Below are 19240 nucleotides of genomic sequence, written 5' to 3'. Positions count from 1 at the left end.
GGACACCGGCACCCACGCGGAGCTTGCCACCTAATGGCAGAAGCGCTGTGGGCCTGCGAAATTCGCCAATGATCAGCAAGAACCCTGCACCGGTTGCAGGGATGACCTCATCACTGTCGAATCCTCGCCGAGGCCACGTGGTAGTCCATCACAGCCCACCTGTGCACGCTTGGTAACCAGGCGCTCCGTGCTAACGGGCGGCGACGTCGACGCAAGTCGGCATCGCCGCCCTTTTACGTGCTCACTACTGCGCAGCCTCGGCAATCGAAGTCGCCTCTGCCGCACCGGCTTCGAAAGCTCCACAGCACAGAATCACCCAACTTCCTACGCCGGTCGCGGTGCCCTCGGCAAATCCGGATGCGCCGTCTCGGTACGCGTTCGCTCGGCGCATCCAGCTCACCTCGGGCACGCCGAGGTTGTGTGGATCGAATCCCGACGATGCTGCCACCAGTCTCGATGCAGCGCGCGCAACGATGCCGTCGGCAGATCCGAAAGCTTTGAGCGTCAACAACTCACCGTGCACCACCGCTGCGATCACCGGGGCGGGTGCAGAGGTGCCACCGGTCACCAGCTGAGCGAGCAGATCGAGTCGCTCGCCGACTCCCGCATCGCCGCGAGGGCGACCGAGGGCGGAGGCGTCGTCGACGAGGTCGGCCGCGGCCAACAAGTGCAGACGAGCAAGGGTCTGCAACGGGGCGCGCTTCCAGGTCGACAGTGTGTTCTGCAGAGCGTCACCGTCCAGGGCGGCGGCGACGCGGAGTGCGCCGGCAAGGATGGGGTCGCCTTCTTCACCGTCGCGGGGAAAATCCATCGAACCGCCCTCGAGCGAGGACGACGACCGAGCTGCACGCACAGCAGCCTCGGCCGCGTTGGCCGGCCAGCCGCGCCGGTTGGTCTTGTGTCGATGCACTGCGCCCAGAGCGTCACGCGCGCGTTCGGCGGAGTCGACAACACCGGGCAGTTCCAACAGCGGGGCGAGGGGGTCCGTCACGACAGACGACGGTACCCCCTCCCCTCACCCCTACTTTGCCCCTGCCGCCAACAGCTCGGCGCGGGCCTGGCGACGCTTGGCCTGTTCGGCCGGGTCCGGCACCGGGACGGCCGCGAGCAACCGCTTGGTGTACTCGTTGGTCGGACGACGCAGGATCTGGTCCGTCGTACCGAATTCGGCCAACTTGCCCTTGTTCAATACCGCGATGCGCTTGGCCAGCACCTCCACCACAGCGAGGTCGTGACTGATGAACAAGCACGCGAAACCGTACTCACGCTGCAGTTCCTTGAACAGCTCGAGCACCTTCGCCTGCACCGACACGTCCAACGCGGACGTCGGTTCGTCGGCCACCAGCAGCGTCGGCTCCAGGGCCAGCGCCCGTGCGATACCGACTCGTTGGCGCTGCCCACCGGACAACTGGTGGGGGTACCGATTGCGCATGGTTCGCGACAGGTGCACCTGGTCGAGCAGCTCCTCGACCTTCTTGTTCCGCTCGGATGCGCCGAGTTCGGTGTGCAACAGCATCGGCTCGGCGATCGACTGACCGATCGGCCAGCGCGGGTTCAGCGACGAACCCGGATCCTGGAACACGATGCCGACCTTGCTGCGCACCGCGCGCAGTTCGCGGTTCGACATGTTGGTGATGTCGACGCCGGCAATGGACAACGAGCCGCCGGTGAGCTTGTTCAAGCCCACCACGGCCTTGCCGATCGTGGACTTGCCCGAGCCGGACTCGCCGACGAGACCGACCACCTCACCCATCTCGATATCGAGACTGACCCCGTCGACAGCCCGGAAGACCGTGCGGCCCGGGTAGTCGATGACGCCGTCGACGATGCTCAGTGCGCGGGTGTCCTCGACGGCGCTCGGCTCGGCGATGGTCCCCGCGGCCACCGACTCGATGCTGCTGCCGAGGTGCGGAACCGAGGCGAGCAACTGCTGCGTGTACGGATGCGACGCATCCTTGAAAATCTTCTGCGCAGCATCGGTTTCGACGATGACGCCGTCCTTCATCACCGCGATGCGGTCGGCCATGTCGGCCACCACACCCATGTCGTGGGTGATCAGGACGATCGACGCGTCGATGCGGTTCCGCAGGTCGCGCATCAGGTCGAGGATCTCGGCCTGCACCGTGACGTCCAATGCGGTAGTCGGCTCGTCCGCGATCAGCAGCGACGGATCCGAGGACAGCGCCTGGGCGATCATGGCGCGCTGACGCTGACCACCGGAGAGCTGGTGCGGGTAGTAGTCCACCCGAGTCTCCGGATCAGGCATCTCGACGAGCTTCAGAAGCTCGACGGCCCGCGCCTTCGCTTCCTTCTTCGACAGCGAGGTGTGCGCGCGGATGGCCTCGGTGATCTGCCAGCCGATCGAGTACACCGGGTTGAGCGCCGTCATCGGCTCCTGGAAAATGACCGCCACGTTCTTGCCGCGGATCGGTGCCAGCTGCTTCTCCGGCAGCCCGACCAATTCTTTGTCGCCGAGCACGATGCTGCCCGAGACGCGCGAATTGTCCGCCAGCAGACCAGGAATGGCCATGGCGGTGGTCGACTTACCGGATCCGGACTCACCGACGATGGCCAGTACTTCACCGGCCGCGACGGTGAACGAGACGGAATCGGCGGCCTTGCGCCACACCTTCTCGACCTCGAACTCGACCGTCAGATCGGTGACGGTCAGGACCGTGTCCTTCTGGATACTCATGTCAGTTCCGTTTCGGATCGAGTGCGTCACGGAGTGCGTCGCCGAGCATGATGAACGCGAGCACCGTGACGGAGAGGAACGCGGCCGGGAACAGCACCAGGTACGGTGCCGTCAGGAACACGTTCTGACCGAGGTTGATCTGTAGGCCCCACGAGATCTCGGGAGCTTGCAGTCCGATTCCGAGGAACGTCAGCGTCGCCTCGGCCGCAATGAACGTACCCACCGAGATGGTGGCGTAGATGATCACCGGCGCAAGGGCATTGGGCAGAATGTGCCGCACCAGAATTCGGTACGTGGACGCACCGAGCGCCTGAGCGGCCTGGACGTACTCGCTGTTCTTGATCGCGATGACACTCGATCGGACCAGTCGCATCGCCGTCATCCAGCCGAACACGATCAGAGCGAGCGAGACGGTGAAGATCGTGCGCTGTGCGGTCACCGTCAACAGAATGAGAGCACCGAGCAGCAGCGGGATTCCGAAGAACACATCGGTGAACCGAGCCAGGATGCTGTCGATGAAACCGCCGAAATACCCTGCGAGAGCACCGATCAGCACACCGACGATGAGCACGCCGATGACCGACAGCACACCGATCGACAGCGAGATCCGCGCACCGTAGATGACGTTGGCGTAGTAGTCGCACCCCTGAATGTCGGTGCCGAACCAGTGTTCGGCGCTGGGGGTCTGGCGCGAGTCGGACAGCGAGCACACCCGTGGGTCGATCCCCCGAGCGAACAGTTGCGGGAACACCGCCATCACCAGGAGCACAGCGAGCAGGAACGACCCGATGATGAAGAAGGGGCTCTTGCGCAAGAACTTCCACGCGTTGCCCCACAGGCTGGCCTGGCCGACCAGATCCACGGCCTCGCCGGTGATGACGTTGCCCGGCTGGCCCTCGTCCGCGGCGTGGTGAGCTGCGTTCGTATCTTCCTTATTCATAGCGAATCCTTGGATCGAGAACCGCGTAGAGAACGTCCACCACGAGGTTGAAGAAGATGTAGAAGAACACGAAGAGCGTCACGATGCCGACGACGACGGCACCTTCCTGACGCGCCAGTGCGTCGTAGATAGCGCGGCCGAGACCCGGCAGGTTGAACACCGTTTCCGTCACGATCGCACCGCCCAGCAGACCGCCGACGTCGGCACCGATGAAGGTGACGACGGGAATCAGCGAATTACGGAGCGCATGGCGAACGATGATGCGGCGGTTGCTGATTCCCTTGGATTTTGCGGTACGGATGTAATCCGCCGCCATCGACTCCGCCACGGACGTACGAGTCAATCGGGCGACGTAGGCCATCGACAGCGACGCGAGCACCAGGCCGGGGAGCAGGTAGCTCGACCACCCGTTGTTGATACCGGAGATCGGGAAGACACCCAGCTTCACCCCCAGCGTGAACTGCGCGATGAAGCCGAGCACGAAGACCGGGACGGAGACCAGCAACGTCGTCGAAATGAGCACGAGGTTGTCGAAGAACGACCCCTTCTTCAGGGCCGACAGGACACCGGCTGCAATGCCCATGACCGTTTCGAAGACCACGGCGACAATCGTCAGCTTGATGGTGACGGGCAGGGCCCGCTCGATGGTGTCGAGCACGGGGCGGCCGGAGAAGTCGGTGCCGAAGTTGCCCTGGAAGAATCCGGCGATGTACTTGAAGTACTGGACGAACAGGTTGTCGTCGAGGTTGTACTCGTCTCGCAGCTGCGCGACGACGGCAGGGGCGAGCGGGCGATCACCGGCAAGGGCGCGGATGGGATCACCGGGCAATGCGTACACCATGGCGAAGATGAGAAAAGAGGAGCCGATCAGGACGGGAATCGTCAACAGCAATCGGCGGGATATGTAGCGACCCACTGTGGTTTCTCCTTGGATGCGGCGATCCTGCGAATCGGGTCTCGCTTACGCAGGTCTTCGGCGGGCGTAGAGCCCACCGCCGAAACGAACCGATGGGTGGCAACGGAGTCACATCCGTTGCCACCCACCGGTGTCCGTTATTAGCTGACTACGACGTCCTCGAGGACGATGTCGCCGGTGTTGTCGATCTTGACGTCGGAGACGCGATCGGACCAGACTGCCTGATTCAGGCCGTAGAACAGCGGGGTAGCGGGCATCTGCTGGAACAGAATGTCCTCTGCCTTCTGGTAGTCCGCCGTCGCAGCTTCGATGTCCTCGGCGTTGTTGCCCTCTGCCAACGCGGCATCGAATGCCGGGTCACTGAAGAAGGTGGCGTTGCTACCGGCCGGCGGCAGTGCCGCGGACGAGTACAGCGGGGACAAGAAGTTGTAGATCGACGGGTAGTCCATGATCCAGCTCGAGCGGAACGGGCCGGTCATACCCTTGGCGTCCTGCAGCGGCAGGTACTGAGCGAACTGCAGATCGCCGCGCAGTGCGTAGTCGACGCCCAGGTTCTCGCGAATCTGGTTGCCCACGGCCGTCATCCACGAGTCGTGGCCTGCACCGGCGTTGAACCACAGATCGACCGGCTGGCTGCGGTCGAAGCCGGCCTCGTCGAGCAGGCGGTTGGCCTCGTCGGCGTTGAGCTCACAGGTAGCACCACACGCGTCCGCGCGGTAGCCCTCGACCACGGGAGAGGCGAAGGAGTCTGCGGGGGTGCGGGTGTCGGTGAAGATCGCCGTCGCGATGGCCTGGCGATCGATGGCCATCGAGAATGCCTTGCGCACGTTCGGGTTCTGGAACCGCGGGTCGTACGTCGGGAAGCCGAGCGAGGTGATATCGGGACGAGCGCGGTCGGCGTAACGATCACCGAACTGATCACGCGCAGTGGCCCAAGCATCCTCGGGCAGATCGAGCATGATGTCGAGTCCACCGCCCTGGATATCGTTGTAGCCGGTGTTCAGCTCCGTGTAGACCTTGAAGTTGACGCCTGCGGACTTGGCCGCGTTGTCGCCTGCGTAGTCGTCGTACTTGGTGACGGTGAAGCCCTGTCCGGGGACGAAGTCCGAGTCGGCCTTGAACGGGCCGTTACCGATCGGGCGCGCACCGAATGCGGTCGGGTCGGCGTAGAACGCCTCCGGCAGCGGATCGAACGCGGTGTAGCCGAGCGTCAACGGGAAGATCGCGAACGGTCCGTTGAGCTTGACGGTGAAGGTCGTGTCGTCGACGACGTTCAGTCCGCTCAGTTCGGTCGCGGCGGGCGCGGCGGTGTCGCTGCCCTGCAGATCTGCGTAGCCTTCGATGTTCTCGAAGAAGTAGGAAGCACCGAAAGCGTTGGTGCTCAATGCGTTGTAGCTCCACGCCTTGGTGAAGGACTCCGAGGTGACCGGCGTGCCGTCGTGGAAGGTCCAGCCGTCCTTGAGCTTGACGGTCCAGGTGACGTTGTCCTCGGACTCGACGGACTCGGCGACGCCGTTGTACTCGACGCTGTTGTCTTCGTCGTTGAACGTGACCAGCGGAGTGAAAAGTGCCTTGAGGACCTGGCTGCCTTCGCTCTCGGTGGTGTTGCCGGGAACCAGCGGATTCTCGGGCTCGCCGATGTAGATGCTGTAGATCCCGTCGGCGCTGCCGCCGGAGCTCGAGCCACCACCGCCACAGGCGGCGAGCAGGCTCGCACTCATCAGCACAGCCGTGGTGACTACCGCGGCACGTTTGATACGCAAGGAAATCCTCCATCCAGATGTGAACACGGGGTCATCCGTGCTCAGTTCCTCGGGCGCGACGCCCGGGGGTTTCGTGGGCGACCGCATGGCACGGCATGTGAGCCGTTCCAACGATCTGATGGGATGGACTTTAGACACATCCTGAAACGAACATGTGAACTCCCCCAGATTTTGCTGACCCGCGAGTAAGTCGGAAACATGATCGAAACGTTTGAGCAAGTCGATTTCTCACAGTGCGGACTCCAGCCTTGCCGAGCCGACTCCCCGAGCGCCCTGATGACCGCCCATCGTGCAGAAACTACCGATCACCGCAGATCAGGGGGTTGCAGGCGATTGCAACGGTGCGATCGCCATCACATGTGACTACCCTCACTAGGGGCTCGAGACCGGCTGTTGAGTGCCGTTTCATGGGCGAAAAGCATCGGACGAAAGAGAGCTATTCGAGATGACGACCAGTACCTCCGGAACCGACGAGACCGCGGTTGCTTCCTACGCACCCTCGGCCGAGTTCACGGCTCAGGCGAACGCTCAGGCGGATCTCTACGCCGCCGCGGAGAAGGATCGACTCGGGTTCTGGGCCGAACAAGCCCGCCGGCTCCACTGGCACACCCCGTTCACCGAAGTGCTCGACTGGTCCGACGCCCCCGTCGCCAAATGGTTCGCCGACGGCGAGCTCAACGTCGCCTACAACTGCGTCGACCGCCACGTCCTCGACGGCCACGGCGACCAGGTCGCCATCCACTGGGAAGGCGAACCCGGCGACAGCCGCGACGTCACCTACACCGACCTGCTCGCCGAGGTCAGCCAAGCCGCCAACACCCTGACCGAACTCGGCCTCGTCTCCGGCGACCGCGTCGCGATCTACATGCCCATGATCCCCGAGGCCATCGTCTCGATGCTCGCCTGCGCACGCCTCGGCCTGACCCACTCGGTCGTCTTCGCCGGCTTCTCCGCCACCGCACTGCGCTCCCGCATCGACGACGCCGAAGCCAAACTCGTCATCACCACCGACGGCCAATGGCGACGCGGCAAACCTGCCCCCATCAAGGACACCGTCGACGAAGCAGTCGACGGAGCGGCCTCGATCGAACACGTCCTCGTCGTCAAGCGCACCGACTCCGACGTCGCGTGGACCGACGGACGGGACCTGTGGTGGCACGAGACCGTCGCGAAAGCGTCGACAGAGCACGAGGCGCAGCCGTTCCCGGCCGAGCACCCCCTGTTCATCCTCTACACCTCCGGCACGACGGGTAAGCCCAAGGGCATCATCCACACCTCCGGCGGCTACCTCACCCAGACCTCGTACACCCACCACAACGTCTTCGACCACAAGGCCGGCACCGACGTCTACTGGTGCACCGCCGACATCGGCTGGGTCACCGGACACTCCTACATCGTCTACGGGCCGCTCTCGAACCGCGCCACCCAGGTCGTCTACGAAGGAACTCCCAATTCGCCCGACGAGCACCGGCATTGGAACGTCATCGAGAAGTACAAGGTCTCGATCTACTACACCTCCCCCACCCTCGTACGCACGTTCATGAAGTGGGGCAAGGAGATTCCCGAAGCCCACGACCTGTCCTCGATCCGCCTGCTCGGATCCGTCGGCGAACCGATCAACCCCGAGGCGTGGCGCTGGTTCCGCGACGTCGTCGGCGGCGGCACCGCCCCGATCGTCGACACCTGGTGGCAGACCGAGACCGGCGCGATCATGATCTCCCCGCTGCCCGGCGTCACCGCCACCAAACCCGGCTCCGCCATGACCCCCCTGCCCGGTATCTCGGCCAAGATCGTCGACGACGACGCCAAGCCACTGGGCAACGGCGGCAACGGCTACCTCGTCCTCGACGAGCCGTGGCCGGCGATGCTGCGCGGCATCTGGGGCGACATGGACCGCTACAAGGACACCTACTGGTCCCGCTACGCCGAAGAAGGCTGGTACTTCGCCGGTGACGGCGCCAAGTACGACGACGACGGCGCCCTGTGGGTCCTCGGCCGCGTCGACGACGTCATGAACGTCTCCGGCCACCGCATCTCCACCTCCGAAGTCGAATCGGCACTGGTCACCCATCACAGTGTCGCCGAAGCCGCCGTCGTCGGAGCGGCCGACGACACCACCGGACAGGGCATCGTCGCATTCGTCATCCTGCGCGCCGGCGAGGAGAACACCGGCGATGCGTTGATCGCCGAACTCAAAGCGCAGGTCTCCAAGGAGATCTCGCCGATCGCCCGGCCGCGCGAGATCTCCATCGTGCCGGAGTTGCCGAAGACGCGTTCGGGCAAGATCATGCGTCGACTGCTGCGCGACGTGGCCGAGGGCCGCGAACTCGGCGACGTCTCCACCCTCGTCGACCCGAAGGTGTTCGAGGCAATCAAAAAAGGCCGCTGACGGCCAGTGGTGCGGTTGAGTGCCCCCTGAGGCACTCAACCGCACCACTGCCTCAGGAACTCAGATCGAACACCGTGTAATCACCGACGGTCCTTGGCGCGAAGGTCGCGGCCACCCAGTCACCGATCGCCGACGGCCTGGTCTTGCCGGTTCCCGCGATGAAGTAGTGAATCTTTCCCGCGGCCACGTCGGCCTCGAATTGGTCGAGTGTGGGCGACGGGTCGGTTCCGGAGAATCCGCCCACCGGCATCACCGGGTCGTCGGTCGCGAGCTGTAGGACCGCGGCGGCATTGGATCCGATCGTCGCCGCCGCCCAGGTGTACTTCTGCGGATCTGCCTCGAGGAGTGCGGTCAGCTCCGCGTCGGGAGCCGATGGAGAGCCGAATTGCGTTGACCGCTCGGCATCTTCACCCCCTCGACCACTTCGATTCGCGGCCTGGTCGGACGCAACCGCGGGCCCGGCCGACGGGCCACCTCCCGTGTGCGGAGTGACCACGGTATCGGCGACGTACGCGACGGGGCCGGCAAGAGCGACCGCAATTGCCATCGCCCCCAGTGCAATCGAGATCGATCGGGACCGGCGGAACACCAGGGCCACTGCGACGAAAACCCCGACTCCCAGCACCACCCACCGCAGCCACGGCAGAAATTCGGGGGTGCGGGCGAGAAAGACGAACGAGGTAGCCGTCGTGATCGCCGAAGCCAGCACCAGAACCGCACGCCACGCGGCCTTTTCGCGCCTCACCCACAGCTCACGGACAGCCGCTCCGACGATGGCGGCGATCGCCGGAGCGACGACGATCGTGTAGTAGGGGTGGAAGGTGCCCGACATGAAGCTGAACACCACCGAACACCCGACGAGCCACAGCCCCCACATCACGAACCAGGCACGCTGAAAGTCCCGCCGAGGAGCTCTGCCGCGCAACACGATTCCCGCGACCACGAGCACCAGTGCGGCCGGAATCAGCCACGAGATCTGACCACCCTGGGCGGCAGCGAACATTCGGGTGATGCCCGTCTGCGGTCCGTGCCCACCCGGCCCGAAACCGCCTGCCTGCGCTGCATCACCGGCAGACGATCCGGCGGTGCCCGCGTGTTCGTTACCGGTCAACCTACCCAAGCCGTTGTAGCCGAAGGTCAGATCCAGAATGCTGTCGGTCTTCGATCCACCGACCCACGGCCGGTCCGCCGCAGGCACCAGTTGCACGATCGCCACCCACCATCCAGCCGAGACGAGCACGGCGGCACCGGCGGCCAGCAACTGCAGAAGTCGAGTTCCGAGCTTGGGCGGACCGAACGCCGCGTAGGCCACGGCAAGAGCCGGAACGACGAGGAACGCCTGCAGCTGTTTGGTCAGGAATCCGAGACCCATGACAGCGCCGGTCAACACCAGCCAGCGAGTGCGTCCGTCTTCGAGAGCACGCAGCATCGCCCACGCTGCCCCCAACAGGGTGAGGGTGAGCAAGGCGTCGGGATTGTCGTAGCGGAACATCAGTGCGAAGGTCGGGGTGGTGGCCAAGACCGCGCCCGCAATCAGCGCTGCCCCGTATCCGAATCGACGGGCGACGATCGCGTACATGATTCCCACGCTCAGCACGGCCATCAGCACCTGCGGCAACAACAGCGACCACGAGTTGAGGCCGAAGATTCGTACCGATAGCTCCATGATCCACAGCGACGCAGGCGGTTTGTCCACCGTGATGGAGTTCGCGGCATCGGACGAACCGAACAGGAACGCCTTCCAACTGATCGAGCCGGCTTGAACGGCCGCCGCATAGAAGGAATTACCCCAGTGCTCGCGGTTCAGATCGAGGGCGTAGGCCCCTGCTGTTCCGACGAGAAGGGCAGCGAGAGTGGGCATCGCCCAACGCGGTCGACTCACGTCGAGTCCGGAATCGGCGCTCACAGATTGGATGGTCACAGTCGATCACTGTCGACCTCGATCCTGAGGATGTGCGGTCAACTTCCTGAAAATCGACCGTCAATCATCACCGTCACCCGAATAATGCCCGAATTGTCTGCACTGCAACGACTTCGAGGCCACCACGTGAGCGGAAACTCGACCCCTGCTACGAATTTCCGCTCACGTGCGGCGCAGCCGCTCTCATATGGATGTCGGTCTGTCAACCACGGCATGGTGAAGCGGTGGCACGCACCGTCGTGTGTGCCACCGCTTCCTGTTGCCGGGATGGTGATCGATGCGAGTGGGAGGTGAGCGTGTCGTAGTGTTCGACGCGTCGTCAACTCTCATATACGCGGGTTTGTTACCGCAGGACGGACTGTTTCGGCTGGAGTGGATCGCAAGTCTGTAAGTCGAGCGTGATCCCAACGCGCAGTTGAGGATTGCTCATAGGCGGCTAGCGGGTCACTCCCAGACGCTCGGCCACATCCCACATCGTCGTCGACCGTTCATCCCGGACATCTATCCCGACGCAGATCGCTACTTCGGCGTCGACGCTCAGCTCATTCCTCGAGTGTGGCCAACGACCAGCACCAGCCGGCCAGCTCTCGTGCGATCCCGGCATTGGCGACCACCGCACGTTTGCCGCGTTCGTCGAAATGTTCCCACCGTGCGTGCAGCCGCCGGTTCGCTTGATGTCCTCGTGCTTTGGCTTTGGGAGTCGAGGCCTTCCATCGTGCCACCAGTTCACGCCCCGGCCGATACGGCTTGCGATGATGCCAGGCAGCCTCGACCAGCAGTCGGCGCACGTGAGCATTGCCGGTTTTGCTGACACCGCCCTGCGACCGGGATTCACCGGAAGAATGCTCGGTCGGGATCAACCCGACGAACGCACCGATCGAGCGGCCGGTCAACCGGTCCCACTCACCGATCTCGGTCGCCAAACCGAACGCTGTCAACGTCGCCACCCCACGAAGGCACCCCAGCCGGGTCACCACCGGAGTGAACGACGAATGCGCAGCCATGTCCGCGATGGCGGTATCGAGACGATTCAGGCGTTCGGTGGTGGCGATGACGGTCTCGTAGGCGGTGTCGTAGGTGATCTGCAGTGCACGTGAATCGAACCGCTGGCGACGTAACCACAGATCGTGGGCTGCGGTCCAGGGTTTGCCGCCGCTGTAGATGATCCCTTGACGCAGCAGCACATGTGTCAGGCGATGCTGTGCGGACACCAGATCGCCGCGGCAGTCCTCCCTCGCTCGCACCAGATCACGAGCGGACTCCTGTTCGGTACTCGGAATCAGCACCGGCACAATAGAACTCAAATGAAGCAACCGTGCCAGATGTCGGGCGTCACGGGCATCGGTCTTGATGCGGTCACCAGGGGGACGTTGAATTCTCGATGGTGCCGCCACCACGCAATCGACACCGGCGGCCAACAGAAAACGGGCCAGACCGAAACCGGTCGGGCCCGCCTCGTAGACGACATGTACCGATCCTGGCAGCGCACGGATCCACTCCAGGATTTCTTTGTGATCAGGCGACATGCGACGCTCGAACAACTCGCCGCTCTCGCCATCCAAACCGCACGCCACCACCGATCGTGCGTGCACATCCAAACCGACACTCGTACGATGAGTCTTCACTGGGGCCTCCCACATCTGTGGCTCTACCGGCCAGGACCCACTCCTGTCGGCAACCCACGCTTACATGCGGAGAGGCCCCAGCCAAGACCTCCATACCGTCTACACGCTGTCGAGCGACTGGTCTCGTGTTTCCTTCATGATGATCAGCGAGATCAGTGTCAGGGCTGCAGCGATGGCCAGGTAGACGCCGACCCAGCCGACGCCGTAGCTGCTCACCAACCAGGTGGCGATGAACGGTGCCACTGCTGCTCCGAGGATCGACGCGGTGTTGTACGAGATTCCCGAGCCGGTGTAGCGCACGTTGGTCGGAAACAGCTCGGGCAGAACGGCACTCATGGGTCCGAACGTCAGGCCCATCAGTCCGAGGCCGACGCACATGAACACCAGCATCTTGCCTGCCGACGCGGACGACGGGTCGGCGAACCAATGGAACGACAGACCGAACAGCACGATCGCCGCGGTGATGACGATGAGCGTCGGACGTCGGCCGTACTTGTCGGCGAGCAGCCCGGCGACCGGGATCAGGGCCGCGAAGAACAGCACCGCGATGAGCTGGAGCTCCAGGAAGTCCGTGTACGGGATGGCCAGCTTGGGACCGTTGACGTCGGCCACCTTGCCCGTTCCGTAGCTGACCACCCACGTGGTCATGATGTAGAACAGCGTGTAGGTGGCGAGCATGACGAAGGTACCGATGATCAGCTGACGCCAGCTGGTCTTGAACACCTGAGCCAACGGGGTCTTGACCTTCTGGCCGCGCTCGACGGCCAGCTTGAACACCGGCGTCTCCTCGAGCTTGAGTCGGACGTACAGGCCGATGATCACCATGATCGCGCTGAGCAGGAACGGGATACGCCAGCCCCACGTGAGGAACGCGTGGTCGGTGCCGGAGTTCGCGGAGTCGTAGCCGGTCGCGATGACGATGAGCAGGAAGATGCCGTTGGCGAAGAAGAAGCCGATCGGAGCGCCCAGCTGCGGGTACATCGCCGCCCAGGCTCGCTTGCCCGGCTTGGCGGTTTCGGTGGCCAGCAACGCCGCACCGCTCCACTCACCGCCGAGGCCGACGCCCTGGGTGAAGCGCATGATCGCAAGCAGAGCCGGTGCCCACAGACCCACCGCGGCGTACGTCGGCAGGAGTCCGATCGCGAATGTCGCGACACCCATCGTCAGCAGGGACCCGACGAGGGTCGCCTTTCGTCCTATGCGATCGCCGAAGTGGCCGAACAGAATCGAGCCGATGGGTCGCGCCACGAACGCCAAACCGAACGTCGCGAACGACGCGAGCAACGCGGTCGTGTCGTTGCCCGCGGGGAAGAACAGGCGGGGGAAGACGAGCACGGCGGCGGTGGCATAGATGTAGAAGTCGAAGAACTCGATCGACGTGCCGACCATCGAGGCGATCACGATGCGCGACCGAGGCACCTGAGGTGCGGGAATTGCGCCGTCGTCCGTGACGGCGTGTGGTGAACTCACGAATTGCTCCTGAAGAGGGAAGTTCCCTGGAAATTACCTGATGAACACCTGAGAATTTCACGCCCCCGGTCTGTTCGTTGCCGATTGGTGCAACATTTCCGTGTTTGTCTCGACGGGCGGGGAGGTAACCATCGGCGGGCCGAGCATCGCTCGGCTGCCGCGTAGCGGTTAACCTGCTACCTAGGCACTACTGTCGATACGATCTTCCGCAACACCGAGCAGAGCGATTACAAGGGGTCGAGAGTTGAGCGTCAGCAATGACAAGGGATACGGAAACGGCGTCCCGAATACGATTTCGTCGATACCTCTGACCGATGTCGATGCCCGCACCCCTGGTAGCGCCAGCATCGGAAATCTCGTCAAGGACGCCACCACCCAGGTCTCGACGCTCGTGCGCGCCGAAGTCGCTCTCGCCAAAGCCGAGGTCACCGGCGAGGTCAAGAAGGGTCTGCAGGGCAGCGTCTTCTTCATCATCGCGTTGACGGTGTTGCTGTTCAGCTCGTTCTTCTTCTTCTTCTTCGCCGCGGAGCTGCTCGACGTGTGGCTCTACCGCTGGGCGGCCTTCCTCATCGTGTTCGCCGTCATGGTGTTGGCCGCGGCGCTGTTCGGTTTCCTGGGCTATCGCAGAGTCAAGAAGCTGCGCAAGCCCGAGAAGACCATCGACTCGCTCAAGCAGGCGTCGACGGTACTGCCGAACCAGCACGAGTCCATCCCCGGAATTCCCGGCTACAAGAAGTAGTCGACGCCCGGCGAGTCGAGCAGTATGAATCAACCCGATCCGTCCACGGTCCGCTACCCGGGACAGTGGATCCATCGCGATATCCATGCCAACGGAATCCGGTTCCACATCGTCGAAGTCGGCGAACACGAACCGAACGCGCCGCTGGTGGTCCTACTGCACGGCTTCGCCGATTTCTGGTACTCGTGGCGACACCAACTCGACGCACTCGCTCGGTCCGGTGTGCGCGCCGTCGCCGTCGACCTGCGTGGGTACGGCGACTCCGACAAACCCCCACGCGGATACGACGGGTGGACCCTCGCCGGCGACATCGTCGGCCTGATTCGAGCCCTCGGCTACCCGAACGCCACGTTCGTCGGCCACGCCGACGGCGGACTGGTCTGCTGGGCCAGCTCGGCTCTGCATCCACGTCTGGTGCGCTCGATGGTGCTGATCAACGCCCCACACCCCATCTCCCTGCGCCGCGCCGTGTTGAAGGATTCTGCACAACGCGCGGCTCTGCTGCCGCACTTCGTTCGCTACCAGGTTCCGCTGCGGCCCGAGAGGCTGCTCACGCGTCGAGGCGGCGGCGCGGTGGAAGAGCTGATGCGTAGTCGAGCCGGGTCCGCCTGGAAGAGCACCGAGGATTTTGCGGACACCGCAGCCAAGATGAGCTCTGCCATCCGCATTCCCGGTGCCGCACATTGTGCGCTCGAATATCAGCGCTGGGCGTTCCGCAGCCAGTTCCGTTCCGACGGCCGCCGCTTCATGGATGCCGTCGACGTGCGCACCTCGATTCCCGTCGCGCAGATCATCGGCGACCTCGACCCGTACGTGCTGCCCACCACCCTCGATCGGGATCGGCACTGGGCCCCGGGCCTGACGCGTCGAACAGTGCGGGACGTGGGGCACTACGTGCACCAGGAAGCACCGGACGTGGTGTCCGAGGAGATCCTGCGCATCGTGCGCGACGGCTAGACGACAGGGTCAGACGATGCAGTCGCCGGTACCCACGCTGACCGGCGCATCGAAGCTCCTCGCCAGCTCGTCCGCGATCTCCGACGCGGTCAGCACGAATCCGGTGTCGGGGTCGTCGACAGCGGCACCGAACACGACACCGAGAACCTCACCGGACGAGTTGACCAGCGGTCCACCGGAATTGCCCTGCCGCACCGATCCGCGCACCGTGTAGACCTCGCGTTGGACGGTTCCGGTGCGGTAGATGTCGGGGCCGCTGAGGTTGATGATCTCGCGGATCCGGGCCGGGCTCGCCGTGTAGGGACCGCCGCCGGGGTAACCGAGCACGATGGCGTCGGATCCGGATTCGGCCGGCGTCGGCGCGAAGTTCAGCACCGGTGCCTGCAGCTCCGAAACACGAAGCACGGCAACGTCTTCTTCGGGGTCGAAGAGTACGACGTCGGCGTCGAGTGGGCCGTTGGGAGAATCGACGGTCACCTCGGACGTGCCGGCCACGACGTGCGCGTTGGTCATCACCAGGTCGGAGCCGACGACGAAGCCGGAGCCCTCCAGTGCTTTCTGGCAGCTCGGCGCGATGCCGTTGATCTTGATGACGCTCGACTGCAGCGCCACCGGAATCGGACCCGCGGCGATGCCGGAATCCGGAGCAGCGACGTCGGCAACCGGCGTGCGACCGAACGGTCCGATGACGTCCGGCAATCCGGAGGTATCGAGCAGCGCCGAGAATTCCTTGGGCACCTGACGCAACCAGTCGGGTGCCACCTCGTCGACCTTGCCCAGGACCGTCGAGCCGCGAACCGCACTGGCGACCTCGGGCTGCGACGACGACGTCAGCGGAATGGCGAGCAACCACGCGGCAGCCAGAACGGCCGCGGCCTGCAGACCGGCCCCGATAGTGCTGTCGACGGATCTGGCTGCGCGCGAATGTATTCCGCTGCGCAACGCGCGCCCCAGAACCATGCCGGCCACCTCACCGACGATCACCAACACCACGATCAACGCGATGCCGACGAAGACCCGCATTCGCGAACCGGCGACGTGCTCGAGCACGTGCGGTGCCACCAGAATGCCGGCAACGGCCCCGAGCACGACGCCGAGAAACGCCAGCGCCGACGCCACCGCACCCTGCCGCCATCCCGATGTTGCTGCCAACAGTGCGATGGCGACCACCGCGATATCGACCCACCCTGAACCCGTCACCGATCGAGCCTCGCTCCTACCGCAGTCAAGCTGGCCTCCAGATCGCGTATGTCCCCCGTGTCCCACTCGGACTCCCAGCCCGACACAGCGAGCAGGCCCGCCAGAATACCGCCCGTGAATCCCCACACCAGCATTCCCTGTACCGAGAAGGCCGGGCCCTGGTAGCCGGCGGGATGGCGCACCTGGAATCTGTTGTCCGGATCGAGCAACTCTCGCAACGGAACTCGCACCACCCGCTCGGTTTCGCCGGCATCGACCACCCGAACCGGACTCGGGGCCTGCCAGTACGAAAGCACCGGAACCACATCGAAGCGCGACGGCGGCACGTAGATCCCGGGCATCGTTGCCAGCGGGACGACGCCTGCGGGGTCGAGCCCGGTTTCCTCCTGCGCCTCCCGCAGTGCCGTACCGATGGGACCGTCGTCGCCGGGATCGGTGGCACCACCGGGGAAGGCGATCTGTCCGCTGTGATCACGCAGTGTCGACGCGCGCTGGGTCAGCAGTACGTCGGCGTCGGCTGGTAGCCCGCCGGGAGCGGCCGGGTCAGCGGCTGCCGGCCCGCCGAACAGCACCAACACCGCCGCGGAACGGGTTCGGTCGGCAGGCTGCGCGTGCCGCTGCAGCACCGGGTTGATGCCGGTAGTGTCGGTCAGTCCGTTCGCGCTGCCGGCGACGTCGAGCATGCGCCCGAGCCACTCGGGTGCGCTCACGACGCGACTCCGAGGTTCTCGCGCACCGCGTCGGCGATGTCGTCGACGCTTGTGAAGGGTTGAGGTAGCACCTTGGCGACAGTGCCATCCGCAGATATCAAAACGGATACGGGCAGGACGTTCGGTGCTCCCACCGCGGCCGCGACGCGGCCGCCGCCGTCCTGAACTCCGGGCAGAGTGACCCCGTAATCGGTGAGCCGAGTGAGGCCGTTCGCCTCGTTGGCGTCGTTGTGCACCGTGAGGACAGTGATGGCATCACCCGCCCGCTCCGCGTATTGCTGCATGTACGGCAGTTCCTCCGCGCAGGGTCCGCACCAGTAGGCCCAGATGTTCAGCAACGCGGGGCGGCCGGCCAGGGCTTGGCCGAGGTCGACGTACGAGCCGTCGCCGATGCATTCGAGTGTGATGCCCGTCAACGGGCCCGTTGACGTGCCGGACGGCGTCGGACATGCGGCAAGACCGGCGTTCTGTCGCAACGGTGCGAGAGCTTCGGGTGTGTCGGCGGCGCGGCGTTCGGCCGTCGACGGTCCTGCCTGACCGAGGCCGGGACCGTCCGAGCGCTGAGCGCCGGGAGATTCACTGCGGGGCCACAGCGCGTAGACCATCCCGACGACGAGAATGAGCGCAACCAGAGACCAGCGAAGAGCGGCCTTGTTCACGACACAATTCCGGCAAGGGCGAGAAGATGTTCGGTTTCGGGACCCTTCACCAGGGCTGCAGCGGCGGCCGGATCGGTCGGACCGAGGCCGAACGACGGGCAGTCCTTGGCGAGGACGCACACTCCGCACGCCGGAGTACGGGAGTGGCAGACGCGTCGACCGTGGAAGATGACGCGATGCGAGAGCACGGTCCACTCTTTGCGCTCTATCAGTGCACCGACCGCGTGCTCGACCTTGACCGGGTCCTCTTCCTCCGTCCACTGCCAGCGCCGCACCAGCCGACCGAAGTGGGTGTCGACCGTGATGCCGGGTACGTCGAACGCGTTGCCGAGAACGACGTTGGCCGTCTTGCGGCCGATACCCGGAAGGGTGACGAGGTCTTTCAGACTCGCCGGCACGTCGCCGTCGAAGTTCTCCAGCAGCTTCTGCCCGAGACCGATCAACGAGTTGGCCTTGTTCCGATAGAACCCCGTGGTGCGGATGAACTCCTCGAGTTCGGTGCGGTCCGCTTCGGCGTAGTCGCGGGCTGTGCGGTATCTCACGAACAGTGCCGGGGTGACCATGTTGACGCGCTTGTCGGTGCACTGAGCGGACAGGATGGTCGCCACGGCCAGTTCGAGGGGCGTGGTGAAGTCGAGTTCGCAGTACACGTGCGGAAAGGCGACCCCGAGCGTCCGATTCATTCGCCGAGCTCGACGCACGAGCCCGAGGTGCGTCTCCCCGCGTTTGCGCACGTCGGGGCGTTTCGGAGCTGTCGAATCCACTCCACAACTGTACGGACAAGAATGCGTAACGAACTACGCGACCGCACCGAGCTGTGTTTGTATCGAGACCTTTTCGGTGTTAACTGGCCGGTATGCAAGGACTCGCCGTGGTGCTCTTTCCGGTACTACTCATGCTCTTCGCACTCGCGATGGAGCGCGTCGAGTTCCGGCTCAGCAAGCTCGGCGTCCGGGAGCACGAAGTAGAGGAGTTCCTCGATCAGGCGAGCAAGTCCGAGGTCGCCACACTGGCCAACGAAGGCTTCCCGCACGCGCTGGCTCGTTTCAACACCCGCAAGCGTCGGCAGGCCCCACCGCGGACCATCGACACGCGCGACGGCATGGTCGACCAACGCGCCAGCTGAGCAACCAATTTGTCCGATAGGCCGCGATTTCGATGAATTTTCGGTGAACGGGAACACACACTCAATAGCTCTGGCAACCTGTGGTGGCGTCGATCACTCGGTTTCGACCGAGTCGAAGTAGACTCCCCTG

At 64.4% G+C, this 19240-nt stretch carries 16 protein-coding genes; 4 read left to right on the top strand and 12 right to left on the bottom strand.

Going from position 1 to position 19240, the window contains the following annotated elements; translation table 11 throughout:
• Window positions 1-244 precede the first annotated feature (244 nt).
• The 5 genes from CH294_RS12765 to CH294_RS12745 all read right to left on the bottom strand — a co-directional run bounded on the left by CH294_RS12765 (window position 245) and on the right by CH294_RS12745 (window position 6272).
• The gene (locus tag CH294_RS12765; RefSeq protein ID WP_094617950.1) at window positions 245-991 is read right to left on the bottom strand and encodes an oxidoreductase; all 747 of its coding nucleotides are present in this window, start codon (window positions 989-991) and stop codon (window positions 245-247) included.
• A gap of 30 nt (window positions 992-1021) precedes the next feature.
• On the bottom strand, window positions 1022-2695 hold the full coding sequence (locus CH294_RS12760; protein ID WP_037149938.1) for an ABC transporter ATP-binding protein: 1674 nt from the start codon (window positions 2693-2695) through the stop codon (window positions 1022-1024).
• A gap of 1 nt (window position 2696) precedes the next feature.
• Entirely contained in the window at window positions 2697-3635 is a 939-nt protein-coding gene (locus CH294_RS12755) for an ABC transporter permease (protein WP_094609308.1), read from the bottom strand.
• Window positions 3628-4551: an ABC transporter permease gene (locus CH294_RS12750; RefSeq protein ID WP_032380042.1), complete on the bottom strand. Its 924-nt coding sequence runs from the start codon at window positions 4549-4551 to the stop codon at window positions 3628-3630. The genes CH294_RS12755 and CH294_RS12750 overlap by 8 nt, the downstream gene beginning before the upstream one ends.
• 140 nt (window positions 4552-4691) lie before the next feature.
• Complete coding sequence (locus tag CH294_RS12745) at window positions 4692-6272, bottom strand: ABC transporter substrate-binding protein (protein ID WP_080730760.1); 1581 nt, start codon at window positions 6270-6272, stop codon at window positions 4692-4694.
• Window positions 6273-6759: 487 nt separating this feature from the next.
• On the opposite strand from CH294_RS12745, the gene acs reads away from it, so the two are divergent.
• Window positions 6760-8703 carry an acetate--CoA ligase gene (acs, locus tag CH294_RS12740; protein ID WP_094738138.1) on the top strand — a complete coding sequence of 648 codons (1944 nt, stop codon included), beginning with the start codon at window positions 6760-6762 and terminating at the stop codon, window positions 8701-8703.
• Between the two features lie 52 nt (window positions 8704-8755).
• Here acs and CH294_RS12735 read toward each other — a convergent pair whose 3' ends face one another.
• The 3 genes from CH294_RS12735 to CH294_RS12725 all read right to left on the bottom strand — a co-directional run bounded on the left by CH294_RS12735 (window position 8756) and on the right by CH294_RS12725 (window position 13719).
• Window positions 8756-10564: a glycosyltransferase family 39 protein gene (locus CH294_RS12735; RefSeq protein WP_094738394.1), complete on the bottom strand. Its 1809-nt coding sequence runs from the start codon at window positions 10562-10564 to the stop codon at window positions 8756-8758.
• Window positions 10565-11166: 602 nt separating this feature from the next.
• A complete protein-coding gene (locus tag CH294_RS12730; protein ID WP_094738137.1) occupies window positions 11167-12264 on the bottom strand; it encodes an IS110 family transposase in 1098 nt (365 codons plus the stop codon).
• Window positions 12265-12348: 84 nt separating this feature from the next.
• Window positions 12349-13719, bottom strand: coding sequence for an MFS transporter (locus CH294_RS12725; protein ID WP_032380039.1), 1371 nt, complete (start codon window positions 13717-13719; stop codon window positions 12349-12351).
• Window positions 13720-13963: 244 nt separating this feature from the next.
• On the opposite strand from CH294_RS12725, the gene CH294_RS12720 reads away from it, so the two are divergent.
• Window positions 13964-14458 carry a phage holin family protein gene (locus CH294_RS12720; RefSeq protein ID WP_032404590.1) on the top strand — a complete coding sequence of 165 codons (495 nt, stop codon included), beginning with the start codon at window positions 13964-13966 and terminating at the stop codon, window positions 14456-14458.
• 24 nt (window positions 14459-14482) lie between these two features.
• Window positions 14483-15415, top strand: a complete 933-nt coding sequence (locus CH294_RS12715; RefSeq protein WP_032404589.1) for an alpha/beta hydrolase — start codon at window positions 14483-14485, stop codon at window positions 15413-15415.
• 9 nt (window positions 15416-15424) lie between these two features.
• On the opposite strand, the gene marP is transcribed toward CH294_RS12715, so the two are convergent.
• Genes marP through nth form a run of 4 tightly spaced genes read right to left on the bottom strand, consistent with a single transcriptional unit; the run spans window position 15425 to window position 18667 of the window.
• A complete protein-coding gene (marP, locus tag CH294_RS12710) occupies window positions 15425-16615 on the bottom strand; it encodes an acid resistance serine protease MarP (protein WP_094738136.1) in 1191 nt (396 codons plus the stop codon).
• Window positions 16612-17298: a CoA pyrophosphatase gene (locus tag CH294_RS12705; protein WP_094609307.1), complete on the bottom strand. Its 687-nt coding sequence runs from the start codon at window positions 17296-17298 to the stop codon at window positions 16612-16614. The genes marP and CH294_RS12705 overlap by 4 nt, the downstream gene beginning before the upstream one ends.
• A gap of 23 nt (window positions 17299-17321) precedes the next feature.
• Complete coding sequence (locus CH294_RS12700; protein WP_094738393.1) at window positions 17322-17930, bottom strand: TlpA disulfide reductase family protein; 609 nt, start codon at window positions 17928-17930, stop codon at window positions 17322-17324.
• Window positions 17931-17980: 50 nt separating this feature from the next.
• Complete coding sequence (gene nth, locus CH294_RS12695; protein ID WP_249305293.1) at window positions 17981-18667, bottom strand: endonuclease III; 687 nt, start codon at window positions 18665-18667, stop codon at window positions 17981-17983.
• 173 nt (window positions 18668-18840) lie between these two features.
• Between nth and CH294_RS12690 the strand changes: the two genes are divergently transcribed.
• A complete protein-coding gene (locus tag CH294_RS12690) occupies window positions 18841-19110 on the top strand; it encodes a hypothetical protein (protein ID WP_032404586.1) in 270 nt (89 codons plus the stop codon).
• The last annotated feature ends 130 nt before the right edge of the window (window positions 19111-19240 follow it).

The organism is Rhodococcus sp. 14-2483-1-1, assembly GCF_002259335.1.
In the GTDB taxonomy this organism is placed as follows: Bacteria; Actinomycetota; Actinomycetes; order Mycobacteriales; family Mycobacteriaceae; genus Rhodococcoides.
This window is presented reverse-complemented; position numbering and strand designations above follow the sequence as displayed.